At 52.3% G+C, this 18,621-nt stretch carries 14 protein-coding genes; 8 read left to right on the top strand and 6 right to left on the bottom strand.

Annotated features, from left to right (window positions below):
- Positions 1 to 8: 8 nt before the first annotated feature.
- Both TALK_RS12145 and glpD read right to left on the bottom strand, forming a co-directional pair.
- The gene (locus TALK_RS12145) at positions 9 to 1,109 is read right to left on the bottom strand and encodes an ABC transporter ATP-binding protein (protein ID WP_085619202.1); all 1,101 of its coding nucleotides are present in this window, start codon (positions 1,107 to 1,109) and stop codon (positions 9 to 11) included.
- On the bottom strand, positions 1,106 to 2,647 hold the full coding sequence (gene glpD / locus TALK_RS12150) for a glycerol-3-phosphate dehydrogenase (RefSeq protein ID WP_085619204.1): 1,542 nt from the start codon (positions 2,645 to 2,647) through the stop codon (positions 1,106 to 1,108). Before glpD ends, TALK_RS12145 begins: the two co-directional genes overlap by 4 nt.
- A gap of 576 nt (positions 2,648 to 3,223) precedes the next feature.
- Here glpD and TALK_RS12160 point away from each other — a divergent pair.
- Positions 3,224 to 4,684, top strand: coding sequence for an NAD-dependent succinate-semialdehyde dehydrogenase (locus tag TALK_RS12160; RefSeq protein ID WP_085619208.1), 1,461 nt, complete (start codon positions 3,224 to 3,226; stop codon positions 4,682 to 4,684).
- 85 nt (positions 4,685 to 4,769) lie between these two features.
- Here TALK_RS12160 and TALK_RS12165 read toward each other — a convergent pair whose 3' ends face one another.
- Together TALK_RS12165 and TALK_RS12170 are read right to left on the bottom strand one after the other, a co-directional pair.
- Positions 4,770 to 5,282 (bottom strand): hypothetical protein, encoded by a 513-nt coding sequence (locus TALK_RS12165; RefSeq protein ID WP_085619210.1) that lies wholly within the window; start codon positions 5,280 to 5,282, stop codon positions 4,770 to 4,772.
- A gap of 88 nt (positions 5,283 to 5,370) precedes the next feature.
- Complete coding sequence (locus TALK_RS12170) at positions 5,371 to 6,474, bottom strand: UDP-N-acetyl glucosamine 2-epimerase (RefSeq protein ID WP_085619212.1); 1,104 nt, start codon at positions 6,472 to 6,474, stop codon at positions 5,371 to 5,373.
- 273 nt (positions 6,475 to 6,747) lie between these two features.
- Between TALK_RS12170 and glpK the strand changes: the two genes are divergently transcribed.
- Both glpK and TALK_RS12180 read left to right on the top strand, forming a co-directional pair.
- Positions 6,748 to 8,241 carry a glycerol kinase GlpK gene (gene glpK, locus TALK_RS12175; protein ID WP_085619214.1) on the top strand — a complete coding sequence of 498 codons (1,494 nt, stop codon included), beginning with the start codon at positions 6,748 to 6,750 and terminating at the stop codon, positions 8,239 to 8,241.
- A 149-nt stretch (positions 8,242 to 8,390) separates the two neighbouring features.
- Entirely contained in the window at positions 8,391 to 9,329 is a 939-nt protein-coding gene (locus TALK_RS12180; protein WP_085619216.1) for an AEC family transporter, read from the top strand.
- A gap of 17 nt (positions 9,330 to 9,346) precedes the next feature.
- Here the strand turns inward: TALK_RS12180 and TALK_RS12185 are convergent, their stop codons facing one another.
- Entirely contained in the window at positions 9,347 to 11,434 is a 2,088-nt protein-coding gene (locus TALK_RS12185; RefSeq protein WP_085619218.1) for a bi-domain-containing oxidoreductase, read from the bottom strand.
- A 139-nt stretch (positions 11,435 to 11,573) separates the two neighbouring features.
- Between TALK_RS12185 and TALK_RS12190 the strand changes: the two genes are divergently transcribed.
- The 5 genes from TALK_RS12190 (at position 11,574) to TALK_RS12210 (ending at position 17,239) form a co-directional block, all read left to right on the top strand.
- Entirely contained in the window at positions 11,574 to 12,755 is a 1,182-nt protein-coding gene (locus TALK_RS12190; protein ID WP_169715018.1) for a glycosyltransferase family 4 protein, read from the top strand.
- A 213-nt stretch (positions 12,756 to 12,968) separates the two neighbouring features.
- A complete protein-coding gene (locus tag TALK_RS12195) occupies positions 12,969 to 13,865 on the top strand; it encodes a dihydrodipicolinate synthase family protein (protein ID WP_085619222.1) in 897 nt (298 codons plus the stop codon).
- A 194-nt stretch (positions 13,866 to 14,059) separates the two neighbouring features.
- Positions 14,060 to 15,355 (top strand): NAD(P)/FAD-dependent oxidoreductase, encoded by a 1,296-nt coding sequence (locus tag TALK_RS12200; protein ID WP_085619224.1) that lies wholly within the window; start codon positions 14,060 to 14,062, stop codon positions 15,353 to 15,355.
- Between the two features lie 17 nt (positions 15,356 to 15,372).
- Positions 15,373 to 16,374 (top strand): 4-hydroxyproline epimerase, encoded by a 1,002-nt coding sequence (locus tag TALK_RS12205; protein WP_085619225.1) that lies wholly within the window; start codon positions 15,373 to 15,375, stop codon positions 16,372 to 16,374.
- 178 nt (positions 16,375 to 16,552) lie between these two features.
- On the top strand, positions 16,553 to 17,239 hold the full coding sequence (locus tag TALK_RS12210) for a GntR family transcriptional regulator (protein ID WP_085619227.1): 687 nt from the start codon (positions 16,553 to 16,555) through the stop codon (positions 17,237 to 17,239).
- 102 nt (positions 17,240 to 17,341) lie between these two features.
- Here the strand turns inward: TALK_RS12210 and TALK_RS12215 are convergent, their stop codons facing one another.
- Positions 17,342 to 18,385 carry a proline racemase family protein gene (locus TALK_RS12215; protein ID WP_085619229.1) on the bottom strand — a complete coding sequence of 348 codons (1,044 nt, stop codon included), beginning with the start codon at positions 18,383 to 18,385 and terminating at the stop codon, positions 17,342 to 17,344.
- Positions 18,386 to 18,621 lie beyond the last annotated feature (236 nt).

Genomic DNA, 18,621 nt, shown 5'->3' on the forward strand with positions numbered 1-18,621 from the left:
TCATTCCCTCAGGCGGCCTTGCCGTTTTGAATTTCAACAGGCGGCGCTGCCACAAGGCGATCATTGGCGTCATAGGCAAACAGACGTTTGGGATCGACATAGAACGTGGTGGCTTCGCCAAGCCGCGGGTTGTGAACGCCTTCTTCCTGGATCACCCACGAAACATCGTTGAAGTGAACATGGACAAAGGTTTCCGAACCGGTGATTTCGGCCAGTTCGACCTGTCCCTGCATCGCAATGCAATCGGGCCCGGTTGCATCGACCGAAAGATGGTTGGCGCGCACACCGATGGTATAATTGCCGTTCGCAAGGTTCGACAAATGCCCGGCAAGTGGAACCTGATGGCCGCTTGCCAGATAAAGCGCCTTGTCACGGATTTCGGCCTTGACCAGATTGATCGGCGGATCGGAGAAAATCAGGCCGGTCTCGACATAGGCCGGGTTGTGATAAACCTGTGTGGTTGGTCCGAACTGGGTTACGCGGCCTTCGTGCATGACGGCACATTTCCCGCCCAAAAGAAGAGCTTCCATCGGTTCGGTTGTGGCATAGACAACAATGGTGTCGCGTTTGGCCAAAAGGTTCGGAATTTCTTCGCGCAATTCTTCGCGCAATTTGTAATCCAGGTTCACCAGTGGCTCGTCAAGCAGCAACAAGGTGCAATCCTTGACCATGGCACGTGCCATGGCGGTACGTTGTTGCTGACCACCGGAAAGTTCCTGTGGCAGACGATCCAGCAGATGTTCGATATGCATCAACTCGGCGGTGGATTTTACGCGACGTTCGATTTCGGCCGTGTTTACACCCTGCAATTTCAAGGGGGATGCAATGTTGTCATAGACGTTCATCGACGGATAATTGATGAATTGCTGATAGACCATGGCGACATTGCGCTTTTGGACGGGCATGCCCGTAACATTATTCCCATTAACCAGAATGCGACCTTTGGTTGGCGGTTCAAGCCCCGCCATAATGCGCATCAACGTTGTCTTGCCTGCCTGCGTCCGTCCCAAAAGGACGTTAAACGATCCCGGCTCCAGCGATATTGACACGTCGTCGATGTGGGTTTCCGCCCCCATGGTCTTGGTTATGTTTTCAAGCGTAAGGGTCATTTCACATTTGTTCCTTCGCCCGTTTTCACGGCGTTATTCGATTTCGTTGCAGTTGCAAACCATTGCGCAATGGCGGTTTGGGTATCTTTTGACAGATGCAGGCCAAGTTTGGATCGACGCCACAAAACGTCTTCGGCTGTGCGTGCCCATTCCTGATCCGCCAGATAGCGCAGTTCGCATTCGTAAATATCATCACCAAGATGCGTACCCAGCCCCGCAAGGTCGGATGCATCGCCAATGATGGTATGGATCAGTGTGCCGTAGTTTCGCACGTAGCGGTAGAGTTGTGCAGATGGAATCCACGGAAATTTCTTTTGCGTTGCAGCAAGATAGCTGTCGAAATCACCGTCGGGCATATCGCCGCCCGGAAGTGCCACCTGATCGGTCCAGCGATCATCATCCACCCCGAGACAGGGGGAAAGTTTGCTCATCGCGGCTTCGGCAAGTTTGCGATAGGTGGTGATTTTGCCGCCATAGATGTTCAGTAGCGGCGCACCCTTGTCACCATTGTCAATTTCAAGGACATAATCACGGGTGACTTGCGATGCGTCTTCTGATCCATCGCCATAAAGCGGTCGGACACCCGAATAGGCCCAAACGACGTCGGTTGGTGAAATCTTATGTGCGAAATAGGTGTTGGCCAGTTCGCACAGATATTTTGTTTCATCCGCACTGATCGCGACCTTGGACGGATCGCCTTTGTAATCGCGGTCCGTGGTGCCGATCAGGGTAAAATCCTGTTCATAGGGAATGGCAAAAACAATGCGCCCGTCCGGGTTCTGGAAGATATAGCAATAATCATGGTCAAACAGTTTTGGCACCACGATATGGCTGCCCTGAACCATGCGAATGCCCTGTTTCTTTTTGGCTTCGACACGATTTTCCAAAACTTCGGCGCACCATGGACCGGATGCATTCACCAGTGAACGGGCCTTGATCACGTGCTCGCCCGCATGATCGCGGACCGTCACGGACCAAAGGTCACCTTGGCGTTTGGCAAAAATACATTCTGTGCCAACCCGGATATCGGCACCACGATCACGGGCATCCATCGCATTAAGGACAACAAGGCGGGCATCCTGTACCCAGCAATCGGAATAGACGAATGCCTTTTCCATGCCGGGCATCAATGGCGCACCGGCAACATGCTGTTTCAGGCGAATACCTTTGGAACCGGGCAGTTTTTTACGACCGCCAAGATGATCATACAGGAACAAGCCCAGCCGGATCATCCATGCCGGACGCAATCCTTTGACATGGGGCAGAACGAAACGCAGGGGCCAGATGATGTGCGGGGCAGCATTCAAAAGCACTTCACGTTCAATCAGGGCCTCGCGGACCAGCCGGAATTCGTAATGTTCAAGATAGCGCAACCCGCCATGGATCAGCTTGGTGCTGGCCGACGATGTCGCACTCGCAAGGTCATTCTTTTCGCAAAGAAAGACCTTAAGGCCGCGGCCAGAAGCATCACGCGCAATGCCTGCGCCATTGATGCCGCCGCCGATAATGGCAATGTCGTATGTCTCGGAATTGAGCAACCGATTCCTCCCTGATTGCCCTGATTTGTGACAGATGTTCTCAACTGTCGTTCTATTCTTTCAAAAACGTTACGAACCACCAAAAATAATTGCAAGCGAAAATTATTTAGAATTTTAATTTTCGCGAATGAAATAAGGTGAGTAGGGTTTAAGTTGTTGTATTTATGGAGATACTTGTTCGGTTGACCTGTGGATGATCTTGGCGTTTGTGTTGAACTCGCACTGTTTCGATCAGAGGTTTTGTCGAGAATCGTTTGAATCCGAAAAAAAATAATCAGCATAGGTTGTGCCGGCTGGGCACAAACCACGCGCCCAAAAGATGTGTTTCTAATGCAACCTTTGCCCGGAAATGGCAGTTGGGCACATGGAATTGAATGATCTTGGCCGGTTCTGCGAAAAAACGGGATGGATCGCATCATCCACGCAATCTTGTTGCAAAGCGTCGTCGCCAAGGTGTTTGCGATTGCCAAACCTGCTTTTTCCTTGCGAAGATGTGGCAACCATCACGGATCGAACTAGATCATGGTCATGATTTTCTTGCGTCGATCCCAAAAGCAATATTTCGGAGGCATTCCTATGGTTTCTCTTAAAGACCCGTCACTCTTCACCCAGCAGGCCTATATCGGCGGTGAATGGGTTGATGCACCTGATGGCAAGACCGAACAGGTGACCAACCCGGCAACTGGCGAAGTGCTTGGCACTGTGCCGGTTCTGGGCCGTGATGCGGTTGCGCATGCGATTGATGTCGCGGAAAAAGCGCAAAAGCAGTGGAAGAAACGCACGGCCAAGGAACGGTCCGCCGTTTTGATGAAATGGTATGACCTGATGATGGAAAATCAGGAAGACCTCGCCCGCCTGATGACGGCCGAACAAGGCAAACCATTGGCGGAAGCACGTGGTGAAATTGCCTATGCGTCATCGTTCCTGCAGTGGTTTGCCGAAGAAGGCAAACGTATCTATGGTGATGTGATCCCGACGTTCGCGCAGGGCCGACGTGTGATCGTGCTTAAGGAACCGGTTGGTGTCTGTGCGGCGATTACGCCGTGGAACTTCCCAACTGCAATGATCACGCGCAAGGCCGCGCCGGCATTGGCGGTTGGTTGTGCGATGGTTGTCAAACCGGCAATCGAAACGCCGTTTTCGGCCCTTGCCATGGCGGTTTTGGCCGAACGCGCCGGTTTGCCCAAGGGGCTTTTGTCGATTGTTACTGGCGATGCCAAGACAATCGGTGCCGAAATGACCGAAAACCCGACGGTTCGCAAGCTGACCTTTACCGGGTCAACCGCCGTTGGTCGTTTGTTGATGCGCCAATGTGCCGATACGGTCAAAAAAATCAGTCTTGAACTGGGCGGCAATGCGCCGTTTATCGTGTGCGAAGATGCCGATATTGATGCGGCCGTCGATGGGGCTATTGCGTCGAAATACCGCAATAGCGGCCAGACCTGTGTCTGTGCTAACCGCTTTTTCATCCATGACGCGATTTATGACGAGTTTGCTGAAAAATATGCCGCCAAGGTATCAGAAATGAAAGTTGGCAATGGTGCCGAGGACGGCGTTGTTCTTGGCCCGCTGATCACGGAAAAGGCTGTTGAAAAGGTTGAGAACCAGATCGCAGACGCCCTGTCAAAGGGCGGTCGTATTCTGACTGGTGGTAAACGTCATGCAAAGGGCGGCAGCTTCTTTGAGCCGACCGTGATTGCCGATGCCAACCGCGATATGCTGGTTTTCCGTGAAGAAACTTTTGGTCCGATGGCACCGCTGATCCGCTTCCATAGCGATGATGAAGCGCTTGAAATGGCCAATGATTCCGAGTTCGGCTTGGCGTCCTATTTCTATTCGCGCGACATCAGCCGTATCTGGAAAATGGCCGAAGGGCTTGAAAGTGGTTTGGTCGGTGTCAATGCTGGTGTGATTGCGACCGAGGTCGCCCCGTTTGGTGGTTACAAGCAATCGGGGATCGGTCGCGAAGGATCGAAATACGGTGTCGAAGATTACCTCGAAGTCAAATATGTCTGCATGGCGGGCATTGACGATTAAGCTTTCCGGGCATTTTCGATTTTAAGAACAAAGGGCGCTTGCGTTATTGCAGCGCCCTTTGTGCATCTTGCTAGGAATATGCCAATCAGGCGGCGTCATCCTGTTCTTTCTTGTCATCGGGGGTGATGGCTTGAACCGAACCGTCTGATAGTTCCGACTGAAGACTGGTGAATACGTCAAACATGCGCGGGTTAAACGCAATTTCGGCCTGCATGCGGTCACGGTGCTCGGACGGAGTTTCGTCACCGCTATTTTGCTGATTGACCAGTGTCGCGCCATTCAGCTTTTGCTCAATCGCATCGGCAATGGCTTTTTCAAGGGCCTGACGCTCGGTCGCGCTCATTTCGGACAGCGCGTTTTCGTCCAGTCCCATGGATTGCAGGATCTTGCGGCGCATTTCTTCGATCTTGCGGTCTTCGATCTCTTTCACATAGGTCGTGAAGCCATGCTCTTTGATATAGGCGATCTCGGAATTTTCTTCCTTGTCGTCCTCGGGCAGGGGCTGGCTATTCGAAGCAATGGTCTTGGCCGATGCATAGGTGCTTTTGGCGCTGGACGCGGTGTTGGTGATGCTCATCAGGGTGTCAAATAATGCCATCCCGATCCTCCATGGGAAAATACTGCCGATAAAACGGAAACCTTCGTCTTGCAGTTGCAAATCCCGTGCCGCTATTAGGGCGCAAAATTTACCGGGCAAGCATCATAAGCGTCTGCAGCATGCGGTCTGCCGCCTTGCCATCCCAGTATTCCGGACGATAGGGCGCGGGCGGATCGGGGTTGTTGATTAAATCAATTGCGGTTTGTTCAAGATTGGCGGGCTCGCACAAGCGCAATCCGGATGCGCGCAGCGTTGCAGCCCGTTCAGTGGTGGGACGCAGGATACAACCCGGTTTTCCAAGCCATGCGCATTCATCAATGATCCCGCCGGAATCCGTAATCACGCAGGCGCAATCAGCAAGCGCGCTCAGGAATGCCGGATAAAGCATTGGCGCGCTAATCTGGATGTTTGCCGTATCACGGATGCGGCGCCACAGACCGCTTTGCGCAAGAGCATCTTGCGCACGCGGATGAAGCGGCCAGATGATTTTGGTGTTTTTTGAAAGGGTGATGATGGCTTCTATGATTGATGAAAGCCGAACGATATCATCAATGTTTTCTGCTCGATGAAGTGTCAAAAGCACGGGGCCGTTGCCCTTATCGAGCGATGGTCCCTCGATCTTCTGACCGCCAAAACGCACCATCGCATCGATAACGATATTGCCGACCTGGTGGATATGATTGGCCGTGATCCCTTCGGCAAGCAGGTTTTCGACAGATGAGGTATCTGGTGCCCAATGTATATCGCACAGGGCATCGATTTTGATGCGGTTGGTTTCCTCGGCAATTGCATCAAAACCACCACGTAAACCGGCTTCAAGATGGATTAGGGGCATCTTGTCGTTTGGGGCGGACTTTACCGCCTTGGCAATGCCCAGCGATCCGTTCACATCGCCAATCACGATGGTGGCGTGAGCAGGGGACTTTCGCAGGATTGTACAATAGGCGGCGCTGGCTTTTGCAATGATGGCAGGACGATCAATGCCTGCCTGTCCGATTCCCAATCGGTAATGCGGGGCAGGAAGGCCAAGGGCCATACGTAACCCATCCGAAAGCGTCGGGTCCCAATGTTGGCCTGTATCAATCAGACGCAATGCAAACGGCATAACATCTCGTTTTTCCTGCCAAGCCAGATAAAGGGCGGCAGCCTTGATCAGGTTGGGACGGGTGCCATAGACCAGATCAATGATCATTGCGGTAATTTTCCTGATGAATGATCGAGCCGGGATACTGTGTTGTAACTGATTGTCTTTGATAGCATTTTTGTATTCGTGCTGCCAAACTTGATGGGCTGCGGATCAAGAAATTTGATCAAATGTTCGAAAACGAATTGTTTTTTCGGTCAAATGTTTTCTAAATAGAAAGACAAAATCAGTTGAACCGGCCGACGACGAGGTGAAAATCACTTGTCGCGATGGGCTGTGACAGTACGGCAGATCAACTGTCGGCTTGGGAGGAATACCAAAATGACCGATACGCGCTATATTCTGGCGATCGACCAAGGCACCACAAGTTCGCGCGCCATTGTTTTTGATGCCAATGGACGCTCGGTGGCGGTCGCGCAACAGGAATTCCCGCAACATTTTCCCAATAGCGGCTGGGTCGAACATGACCCTGAAGATTTGTGGAATACTGTGGTCGCGGTGTGCCGCGAAGCGTTGTCCCATGTCGATATTGCCAATGTTGCCGCCATCGGCATCACCAATCAGCGCGAAACCACGGTGGTCTGGGATCGAAAAACTGGCAAGGCGGTTTATAACGCCATTGTCTGGCAGGATCGTCGCACGGCATTGGTTTGCCATGAATTGAAAAAGCACGATCCGGCGCTTGAAGCAGATGTGAATAATCGAAGTGGTCTTTTGATTGATCCATATTTCTCGGCAACCAAAGTTGCATGGATTTTGGATCATGTGACGGGCGCCCGCGCCCGCGCCGAGCAAGGTGACCTTGCTTTTGGCACGGTCGATTCATTTCTGTTGTGGCGTCTGACCGGCGGCACATCCCATGCGACCGATGCGACGAATGCGGCACGGACCAATCTTTTCAACATCCGCAAAAATGCTTGGGACGATAAGCTTTGCGACATCTTCCGGGTGCCCAAGGCAATGTTGCCGGTGGTCAAGGATTGCGCGGCTGATTTCGGGATGGTTGATGCAGCGCTGTTCGGGCGTGAAATCCCGGTTCTGGGCATGGCCGGTGATCAGCAGGCAGCGGCTTTTGGGCAATGTTGTTTTGAACCCGGCGATATCAAAAGCACCTATGGCACCGGCTGTTTCGTGATCCTCAACACCGGGGATGAGGCGGTGACATCGCAACATCGGTTGCTGACCACTGTGGGATACCGCCTGAACGGTAAAACCAGCTATGCCATCGAAGGGGCGATCTTTGTTGCCGGGGCGGCGGTGCAATGGTTGCGGGATGGGCTTGGCATTATCAAATCCGCGGCCGAAAGCGAAGGACTGGCTAAATCACTTGATGATAATCACGGGGTTTATCTTGTCCCGGCATTTACCGGTCTTGGTGCACCTTATTGGGACCCGGATGCACGCGGAGCCATTTTCGGCCTGACGCGTGATACCGGACCACGCGAATTCGTCCGTGCGGCACTTGAAAGCGTTTGTTATCAGACCTTTGACTTGTTTGAAGCCATGGCGGCAGATGGGGTTTCCCCAAAGGCGGTCCGGGTTGATGGCGGCATGGTTGCCAATGATTGGCTGTGCCAATATCTGTCTGATATCCTTGAAATTCCGGTTCAGCGCCCGATGGTGACGGAAACCACAGCCCTTGGGGCGGCCTATCTTGCCGGATTGCAAGCGGGTATTTATCACGATCTTGATCATATTGCTGCGAATTGGCACCTTGATGCCGAATTCAAATCCAACCTTGAAAGTAGGCGCCGCGATCATCTGTTGGCCGGGTGGAAAGATGCGGTCAAACGGGTTCAAACCGATCCATCGTAATCCATTGCCGGTTGTTATGTGATTTAACAGGCTGGTCAGCATTGAATTTGCTGGTTAATATCGGGCGACGCTGAAATGCGTCGCCTTTTCTTTTACGGGTTCGATTACCCCGTACCTCATATGAAATCACAAAGCCGGGCAGGGGAATAATGCTTGATCTGATTGTCGGAAAAGTCGGGCCTGTTTTCCTGACGATCCTGTGTGGTTATGGCTTGACCCGTTTTCGGATCATCAGCCGCGAGGGTATCCCGTTTCTGGCGCGTATCGCCATGAATGCCTTTATTCCGGCAATGCTGTTTCAGACCCTGTCGCAATCCGATATCAGTGCACATTTCGATCTTCGGCTGTGGGGAAGTTACTATATCGGCGTTCTGTTGAATTTCGCGCTGGTGTTCTTTATCGCGCGAAGCTTTCTTAAGGCCCGCACCGACGAGGCGGCGGTAACCGCTGTTGGCGGTGTGTTTTCCAACATTGTTCTTCTGGGTATTCCGCTGATCCAGGCCGTTTACGGCGAAGAAGGCCTTGTGCCGCTTTTGATTATCCTGTCGATCCATCCGCTGACCCTGCTTGGTCTGACGATTATGATTGTCGAAGGTTCACGCTCATCTGGCGGGCATTGGCTGCCAAGTGTCGGTCACAGTGTTTTACGCGTTTTACGTAATCCGATCATTATCGCCATTATCCTTGGTACGATTGCCTCGCTCGTCAAATTGCGGTTGCCTGAAATGGTTGATGGCACGCTGGAACGTTTCCGGACGGCTGGGCCGACGATTGCCTTGCTTCTTGTCGGTGCAGGGCTTTATGGCCAGTCGGTTCGCGGTAATATCAGTGCCAGTTTGCTGTGCACGGTTTCAAAGATGTTTATCCAGCCGCTTGTTGTGTTTGCCGTTGGGCATTTTGTTTTTGATCTTGAGCCGCTTTGGCTAACGATTGTGACATTGATTGCGGCCCTTCCGGCTGGTGCCAATGTTGCGATCATTGCGGGCAGCTATAACGTTTGTATTGATCGGTCATCGACAACAATCCTGATCACAACGCTGATCAGTGTGATTACCTTGCCTCTGCTTGTGCTTTACGCCGCTCCATAGGGTGGTAGCCGGATCGATCAACTGTTTTCTGCTGCGGTTAGGATCATGTCCATAAGACTGATTTCCGCGTGCAAGCCGGGCATCCTTGTATCGTGTGCTCCATCGCGGATGGCGCGGATAAAGCATGTGATGGCATCGTTTTGGCCCTTGTTCGGGCCAAGCCAGTTGCGCTTGTGCAGGGGTGATTTTCCGTGGATATCAAGTTTGCGCCAATCGGTAAGTTTGGCATCAAAGCCGGGGGCGGATATTTCCAGAACTTCTTTCGGTGTGTTTTTCCCTGCCTTTTGCAGATAGGAAACCTCGCCACGTGATCCATCAGCAAAGACAAAATGCCAGATGCTGTCACCCGCCTTTCGATCAATCCATTCGCACCGTAATTCGATTGGTGTCGTGCCTTCAAGAAAGCAGATCAGATCGATGAAATGACTGATTTCTCCGATTGTGCGGCCGCCTTGTGAAGGTTGATGCAGCCAATGGTCTTTGGGCAGGTCGCTGGTTCTAACCTGATATCGGTATTGTACTGGGCTGTTTGGCAAATGGGTTTTCAGGATCGTTGCCATTGGTGCGTAACGGCGATTGTGCCCGATCATAAAGACCTGTGGCCCGTTTTGGGCTGCGACTTCTTTCAGGGTGTTGATCTGTTCGTGGTTTACACAAAGCGGTTTTTCCAGCCAGACATGCTTGCCAGCTTTCAATGCCTTGGCGGCAATATCGGTGTGGCTGTCATGGCGGGTTGCAATGATAACGGTATTGATGGTGTCATCGGCAAAGATTTCATCCGCATTGGAAACGGCAGTTGCACCAGAAATCTTGCGGGTGATTGCCAATGCCGACAGGCCGCGTTGTGATGTAACCATGCGAATGGCAACGCCTTGATGGTGCGTCAGGCGGGGCAGCAATGTTCCACCAAGATAATGACCCGCACCGATCAATCCGATCCGGATGGTGCCGCTGGTCGGTGTTGTTGCCGGATATGCGTCATTTTTAGGTTTTTGGGGTGGTGATCGCTTGTATTGAATAAGGGTTGCAACGTTATCGAGTGAAGACGGTTTTGAAAGGAAATCTGCCGCATCCTCAAGCTCAATTTCATGGGTAATAAGTGGTGCAGGGTCAAGCTTGCCGCAGGCCATCAGGGCAAGGGCCGTCTGCATATTGCGATTGATGGTCCAACGGACATGCCCGATGGGATAATCATGGCCAAGTTCTTCGTAATTCGGATCATATCGGCCGGGGCCATAGGACCGTACCTGGCGGATTGTTAGTTCCTTGCGATAAAGCGTTTCGCGTGCTGCATTGGCCGCAACGTCGCCAACACAAACGATTATCCCGCGATCCCGGCAAAGACGTGTCGCCGCCTCGATCAGTTTTTTTGTGCCGTTATCATCCGTGCACAGAAAGATCACATCAAACTTGTCCGGGGTAACGAGATTGATTTCGCTAAATGTTTCGATGGCTCCGACAGTCTTTGACAGGGTGCGGCGTGCCATAGATGGATCAATTGTTGTGACAATGGCACCCGCCGTCATTGCCGTCTGGGTCACAAGTTGCCCAATGATCCCGCATCCAACAACACCAACTTGGTGACCGATTGCAATCTCTGATTGCCGAATTGCATGCAGGGCAATGGCGTATAATGTCGTAAAGGCAGCATTTTGTGCCGTAACCGTTCCGGGTACGGCACAAACCAAATTGCGCGGGATAATATTATACTGGGCATGATTGGCATAACCCAACCCGGCACAGGCAACCGATTGACCGACTTTTAAATCTGTCACATTCGATGCGATCGCTTCGATAATTCCGCAATTGGCATATCCGGTTGGCATCGGGGTGTTAAGCCGGTTGTTAACTGCATTCACAGCCGCACTTAATCCGTCGCGCCGTAATTTGTTGATTGTCAAGGCAACCAGATCAGGGCGTTGCCATGCCTTTTGTACCAGCGAGCTTTGCGTTTGTCGGGTTTGCCGTCGTTCGGTGCCGTTGCTAATGACCGATATTTCGGTCCTAACCAGAACCGTACCGGGCAACAAGGTTGGAATTGGGCAATCGGCGATGGCAATCCGTCGTTCACCGGGAAATCGCAAAAGTGCCTTCATGTCCGTCATGGCGCGATCCTGGTGCAGGTTAAGGGTGAAGTTTGTTGGCAGAATTAAATCATATCGTCACCGGCGCGTCGATCCGTCATTGACGGAAGCCTGATGGGCGTTTAGCAAAGCCAATAACCTCATAATGGAACCGGCAAACATGCAACAAACTGTCTCTGCAAAACATAGGCGCAAGTTATTGTTTGTCTGTGGTGAGGATTGGTATTTTGTTTCGCACCGTATTGGTTTGGGGCGCGCCGCACTTGTCCGTGGGGATGATGTCGTTGTGGCCTGCAATGCCAATGAGGCAGCAGCACAACTGCGCGCCGAAGGTTTCCGTGTTGTTGATGTGCCGATTGCCCGTGGTGGGCTTAGTCCCCTTAAGTCACTTAAGACAATCAAGGCACTTGCCTGTTTGATCCGTCGTGAAAATCCTGATGTCATTGTAAATATCGCAATTCAGTGCGTTGTCCTTTCGGCGTTTGCCGGATTACTGGTTGGTGCGCGCCGGTCGGTCAATATGGTCACCGGACTTGGCTTTATGTTTGTTTCAAACGGGCGAAAGGCGCGCTTGGTGCGTTCTGTGGTTTCGGTATTGTTGTGGCTTTATGCGCGGTGCAAGTCGATCCATGTCATCGTTCAGAATGAAGATGATTTTACCCTGATGCGCGGGCTTGGCTTTCGCGAAAGCCGCTTGTCTTTGATCCGGGGGTCCGGGGTGGATGTTTCGCTATTCTCGCCATCTGCGGTGGGTACGAAAAGTGATCCGCGCAAAACGGCAATTTTCGTCGCCCGGATGCTATGGTCCAAGGGGCTGGCCGAACTTGTTGAGGCTGCCCGCATTTTGAAAGACAGGGGGCAGGATTATCGCATCCTGTTGGTTGGGGATGCCGATCCGGCAAATCCGGACAGTGCTGATGATGCAAGTCTTGCTGCTTGGCAACAGGATGGTTTGGTTGAGTGGTTGGGCAAGCGTCGCGACATTGCCGATCTTTTGCGTCAATCCGATCTGGCTGTTTTGCCATCCTGGCGCGAAGGGTTGCCGAAATCATTGCTCGAAGCTGCGGCCTGCGGTCTTGCCATAGTGGCAACCGATGTGCCGGGGTGTCGTGAAATCGTAAAACAGGATCAGACGGGACTTTTGGTGCCGTTGCGTGATGCGCCTGCCTTGGCCGATGCCATTGAAACATTGATGGAAGATGATGCAAAGCGCCTTGAACTTGGGCGTAATGCTCGCACCATGGTCGAGCAGGAGCTTTGCGACGCTGTTATCATTCGAAAAACGCTTGATGTTATTACGTGCGAGCCAAGCAGCGTGTCAGTCGCGCCAAGCCGGTCCTAATCCTAAGATTTGAAGCAAGGTTGATACTATCGAATTGAAAAGGCTCCGGTTTCCGGGGCCTTTAAGTTTGGGCAAAATTCCGCATTGCCATCGGATTTGAATTTTTGTATACAATATACATCAAGTCATTCTGGTCCGTAATCATGCGGGCGTTGATGGTCAAGCGGTCTGCCCATTTCCGGGGGTCTGGCCAAATCAGGAGGTTATTTTTCCATGCAGGTAAATTGGACTGGCGTATTCCCCGCCGTTGCCACCCAGATGTTCGAAGACGGTTCAATTGATTTTGATATGACCGCCCATCAAATCGAAGCCCTGATCACGGCCGGTGTTGATGGCCTTGTCATGCTGGGGTCGGTCGGTGAAAACGCTGCCCTCGAAGCGGACGAAAAAATTGCGGTCCTAAAGCTTGCTGTCGAGGTAACCAAAGGGCGCATCCCAGTTCTGTCCGGGGTGGCCGAAAATTCAACCCCGGCGGCCATTCGTTACGTGCAGAAATGCGAAGAACTTGGTGCTGATGGTCTGATGCTTTTGCCAGGGATGATCTATACCGCTGATCCGCGTGAGAATATTGAACATTTCCGGTCGGTTGCGGCGAAGACCAAGCTGCCGATCATGATTTACAACAATCCGGGTGCTTATCGCATCGACATCAAGCCGGAAGAATTCAATCAGCTTGCCGATGTTAAAAACCTTGTCGCGATCAAGGAAAGCTCGGGCGATCCGCGTCGTATCACCGATATTTACAATGCCTGCGGTGATCGGTTTGTTCTGTTCTGTGGCATGGATGATCTTGTCATGGAAACACAGGTTCTGGGCGCGGTTGGCTGGATTTCCGGTTTTACCGATGCCTTCCCGAAGGAATCTGTTGCCCTGTGGAAGCTGCTTTCCGAAGGAAAGTATAAGCAAGCTCTTGAAATATATCGCTGGTTCACCCCGGTTCTGCATATGGATGTCCATGCCAAACTCGTACAATACATCAAGCTTGCTCAGGAGATGACGGGGGTTGGCAAAGCCCATGTCCGCGCGCCGCGCTTGCCATTGGTGGGCGAGGAAATGGAACGCATCCGCGCAACCATCCAAAAAGCCATCGATACGCGCCCGAAAATCTGATTTCGGTTTGGAATCAACGTATTTATTGCATCCGACCTGCAACGCGTGATTGCATGTGTGTGTGATTTAGTGGCAACAGTGAACTCTCTTGTGATCATCGCAAGGGAGTTTGCTGCCATCTGAAACCAGCGACATGACATCCGCAGCAAACCAAACTTCAACAATACGCACATCAATTCAGGCGAGGCCCCGAAATGTCAAAGCCACCCAAAGCATCCTCCACATCCCCTGCATCCTCTGAAACGACCGCCAGACATGCCGTTGTCATCGGTGCGGGTATTGTTGGCGTCAATGTCGGTTTGGCACTTTTAAAAAAAGGGTTCGAGGTGACGATCCTTGATCGCGGGGAACCGGGGCGGGGGACTTCCTTTGGTAATGCCGGGGGCATCGCAGTCAGTGAATGTGCGCCGATTGCCATGCCGGGAACATTGATGAATGTGCCGGGCTGGTTGATGGATCCCTATGGCCCGCTTTCGATCCGTTGGGCATATTTGCCGAAAATGATGCCCTGGTTGCTGCGGTTTCTTGCGGCAAGTCGCAAACCACGCGTCGAACAAATCACGGTCGAAATTGCGGCCATTCTTAATCGTGTTTGGGAAGATTATGAACCGGTCATTGCCGAAGCCGGTCTTGGCGATGCTGTCTTTATAAAAGAAGGCGCTCTTGCGGTTTATCGCAGCGAAAAAAGTCGCCGCGCGGCTGATTACAGCATCGACTTGCGGCGTCGCAACGGGATTAAAATTCGTGATGTGACCAAGGACGAGATCAAAGACCTCGAACCCGGTCTTGCGCCGATCTTCCCCTGTGGTGTGATCGAGGAAGACTGGGGGCGTGTGCTTGATCCGTTCAAGATCGTCACCGGTCTGTACAAACATTTTCTGGATCGCGGCGGCAAGTTCCAGACTGCTGATGTTACCGATTTCGTTTATCGCGATGGCAAACCGCGTGCCGTCATGACCGCAAGCGGGGATCAGATTATATTTGATACGCTAGTCGTTGCCTGTGGCGCATGGTCAAAAACGCTTGCCAAGCGTCTGGGCAATGGTGTGCCGCTTGATACGGAGCGGGGCTATAACACCACTGTTCCCTATCGTGATGCCAAATTATCACGTTCGGTGATTAGTGCCGATGACAGCATCATCCTGACCCCGATGGAAATGGGTATTCGCGTTGGGGGGGCGGTTGAACTTGGCGGGCTGGTTGCTGCTCCGAATTATGATCGCGCCAAGGCTTTGTTTGCCAAGGGTCGCGAAGTCCTGCCCAAGCTGAATTCCGAAGGCGGTATCGAATGGATGGGCTTCCGCCCGTCAATGCCCGATTCAAAGCCGGTCATTTCTGCAAGCCCAAAGCATGACAATGTCTTCTTCTCGTTTGGCCATGGTCACCTTGGCCTGACCATGGGGGCGACTACAGGGCGCCTGATTGCCGATCTTGCTAATGGTGACAGTGCGCCACTTAACATGACCCCGTATCGTATTGATCGTTTCTAAGGACAAGGTCGCCCCAAATGGCAAAACACAGCTTTTTTTGTATTGATGGACATACTTGTGGCAATCCGGTGCGGGTTGTTGCAGGGGGCGGGCCAAAGCTTGAAGGCGCTAACATGCTTGAAAAGCGGGCGCATTTTCTGGCTGAATATGACTGGATCCGCACGGGGCTGATGTTTGAGCCGCGCGGCCACGACATTATGTCGGGATCGATCCTGTATGAGCCAACCCGCGATGATTGCGATGTTGCCATCCTGTTTATTGAAACGTCGGGCTGTTTGCCGATGTGCGGCCATGGCACCATCGGTACGGTGACCATGGCGATAGAGGAAGGTTTGGTAAAACCGAAAACACCGGGCGTTTTACGCTTGGAAACCCCGGCAGGGCTTGTGATTGCCGAGTACAAACAGGTCGGCGATTATGTGGAATCGGTTAAGCTGACCAATGTGCCATCCTTCCTGTATAAAACCGGGATCGAAGTCGATTGCCCTGATCTTGGTCCAATCATAGTCGATGTGGCCTATGGCGGTAATTTTTATGCGATTGTCGAGCCACAGGAAAACTTCCGCGATATGGCGGATTATACCGTTGGCGATTTGCAACGTATTAGTCCCGAACTTCGTCGCCGTCTGAACGAAGTTGCCCAATTTGTCCATCCGCTTCACCCCGATATCAAGGGGCTTTCCCATATCCAATGGACAGGCAAACCAACCCAGCCCGAAAGCACGCATCGCAACGCTGTGTTTTATGGCGACAAAGGGATTGATCGTTCACCTTGTGGAACGGGATCATCTGCCCGTTTGGCTCAGCTGGTTGGCAAGGGGCAGTGGAATCCGGCGCATGAACTGGTGCATGAAAGCATTATTGGATCACAGTTCCGCGTTTCTGTCGTCGAACAGACAAAGGTCGGTGATTATGATGCGGTGGTGCCGGGCATTGAAGGCTGGGCCCGCAAGCATGGTTACAACACGATCTTTATTGATGATCGCGATCCCTATGCCCATGGGTTTGTTGTGAAATAAGTGCGATACCGAGGCATTCTCTGCTTCAAAGGCTGGGATGCCGTAGCGGCAGGGTTGCAATTATATTGCGCGAAAACCAACGCCTCGGTATGAATAGCTTCAGACCGTGGAAACGGGCGGTGATGTTTTGGGACCTTGAGCCGCTCGTCATCGCGCTGGACAAATATAAAGAGCACAAATGACCGCATCACCGCGCTTTACCCGCCGCACCATTACCGATCAGGTTACCGAGGATCTGCGCGCCCGCATTCTGTCGGGTGATTTCCCCGCCGGGTTCCAGTTGCGTCAGGATGCGATTGCGGCCGAGTATAATGTGTCGCGTATTCCGGTCCGCGAAGCCTTGCAGCGCCTTGATGCCGAAGGATTGGTGTCTTTTCAGCCGCATAAAGGGGCAATTGTCGCCCATTTGTCGCTGGACGAGATCGAAGAATTGTTTGAAGCCCGCAAATTGCTGGAATGTGAATTGCTCCGTCATGCTGTGCCGCGCATGACGCCTGAAGACATCAAATCAATCGAAGATATTCTGGCCGTCTACGACGAAGCTTTCCGGTCTGGCGATATTTCCAAATGGGGCGAACTTAACCGTGAATTCCATGATCGGCTTTATCGTGCGTCGAACCGTCCCAAGACCCTTGAAATCGTTCGTATGATTGGCAATAACACGGTCCGCTTTACACAGGCGCAATTGGCCCTTTCCGGGGCAACTGATCGGGCAGAACGCGAGCATCACCATATTCTGGATGCCTGCAAGGCACGTGATGTTGATTGTGCGGTCGAATTGCTTGCATCCCACATCGATAATTCGAAAACCAGCCTGATAGATTGCCTGCGTGGTGCGCGCCCGAGTGATGGCACGGCCAGCTAATCGCAGACGAACGTATATTTGCATCACGCGAAAATGGAAAAGGGATGAGGCAAGTGTCGCATCCCTTTCTTTTTTAGGAGCAGGGCATTGTTAAGCGATGCCCTAACGCACGATGAAGCCGCGTCCGATGCCGTCATCTTCTTCGTGCCAGAACGTCGCTTCGCCGCTGTAATAAGCTTGGCCTGATATTTCGGCGATGATTGCGGGCAAGGAACCGCACTGTGTGGTCCCGGTAACCCGTCCGGCAAACCCTGATCCGATCACGCTGTGAAAGTGCCGTGTCATATCGGGGGCAATCAATCCCTTGGCATGCTGAATGGCCAGTCTGGCGCTGACACCTGATCCGGTCGGGCTACGATCAACCTGGTTGTCGGCGAACACACATATATTACGTGTCGGCTCCTCTGACCATGCGTCCTTGCCATCGGTCAGGATCGCACCATACAGGAATGCCAGATCTTTATGGTCAGGATGGCTCAGATTGATGTTGGCATTCACCGTTTCGCACACCGATTGCGCTATATCGACCAATTCCCGTACCGGCGATACGCCAACTTTTAGCCCAAACTGCTCGGCATCCAGAATGGCATAGAACGCACCACCATATCCGATATCGGTTTTGAATGTTTTGCCATTGGCCAGTGTTAGTACCTGATCACCGGCAAACATAAAGCACGGCACGGATTTAAATCGAACGGCCCCGGTTTTCCCTTTTGTAACTTCGACCTCGGCCCGGACCAATCCACAAGGGCATTCAATATTGACGTTTGTGATCGGTTCAACCGGCGTGACCATCCCGTAATCAACGGCATAGCGACCAAGGGCCAGAATGGCATGGCCGCACATGGTCGAATACCCTTCGTTATGTATGAACAATACCGCCAGATCGGCATCCGGCAGGCTGGGGGCGATCAGAACCGCGCCATACATGTCGTAATGGCCGCGCGGTTCAAACATTAGAAACTTGCGCAGATGATCAAGATGCTCACGGGCATATCGACGCTTGGCCAGAATATCGTCACCCGGAATTGTCGGATATCCTGATGTGATAATCCGAAGTGGCTCGCCACCGGTATGCATATCGATGACTTTTATCGGGGATTGTCGTTCCGGCAGGGGGCAATTATCGGTTTTTGTGCGAATCATTTCGATGTTCCGGAATTTTTATGGCCGCAATCAACGTGGTTTCTGACGTGTTGATGGCAGGATCAGTGCATCTTAGCGGCCTTGAACATCTGCGCAATAGGCGTTCGTCCGGGTTTTGGCGTTACACTCCCCCCCTTGCGGGTCATAAAAGTGAAACTTATATGTACTTTCACGCAAAATCTTTGCGTCTCGCGAATTCTGTCACTTTTTCTTAAAAAAGGTGTTTACAGGTTTTG

It is taken from the genome of Thalassospira alkalitolerans, from assembly GCF_002115745.1.
Lineage (GTDB): Bacteria > Pseudomonadota > Alphaproteobacteria > Rhodospirillales > Thalassospiraceae > Thalassospira > Thalassospira alkalitolerans.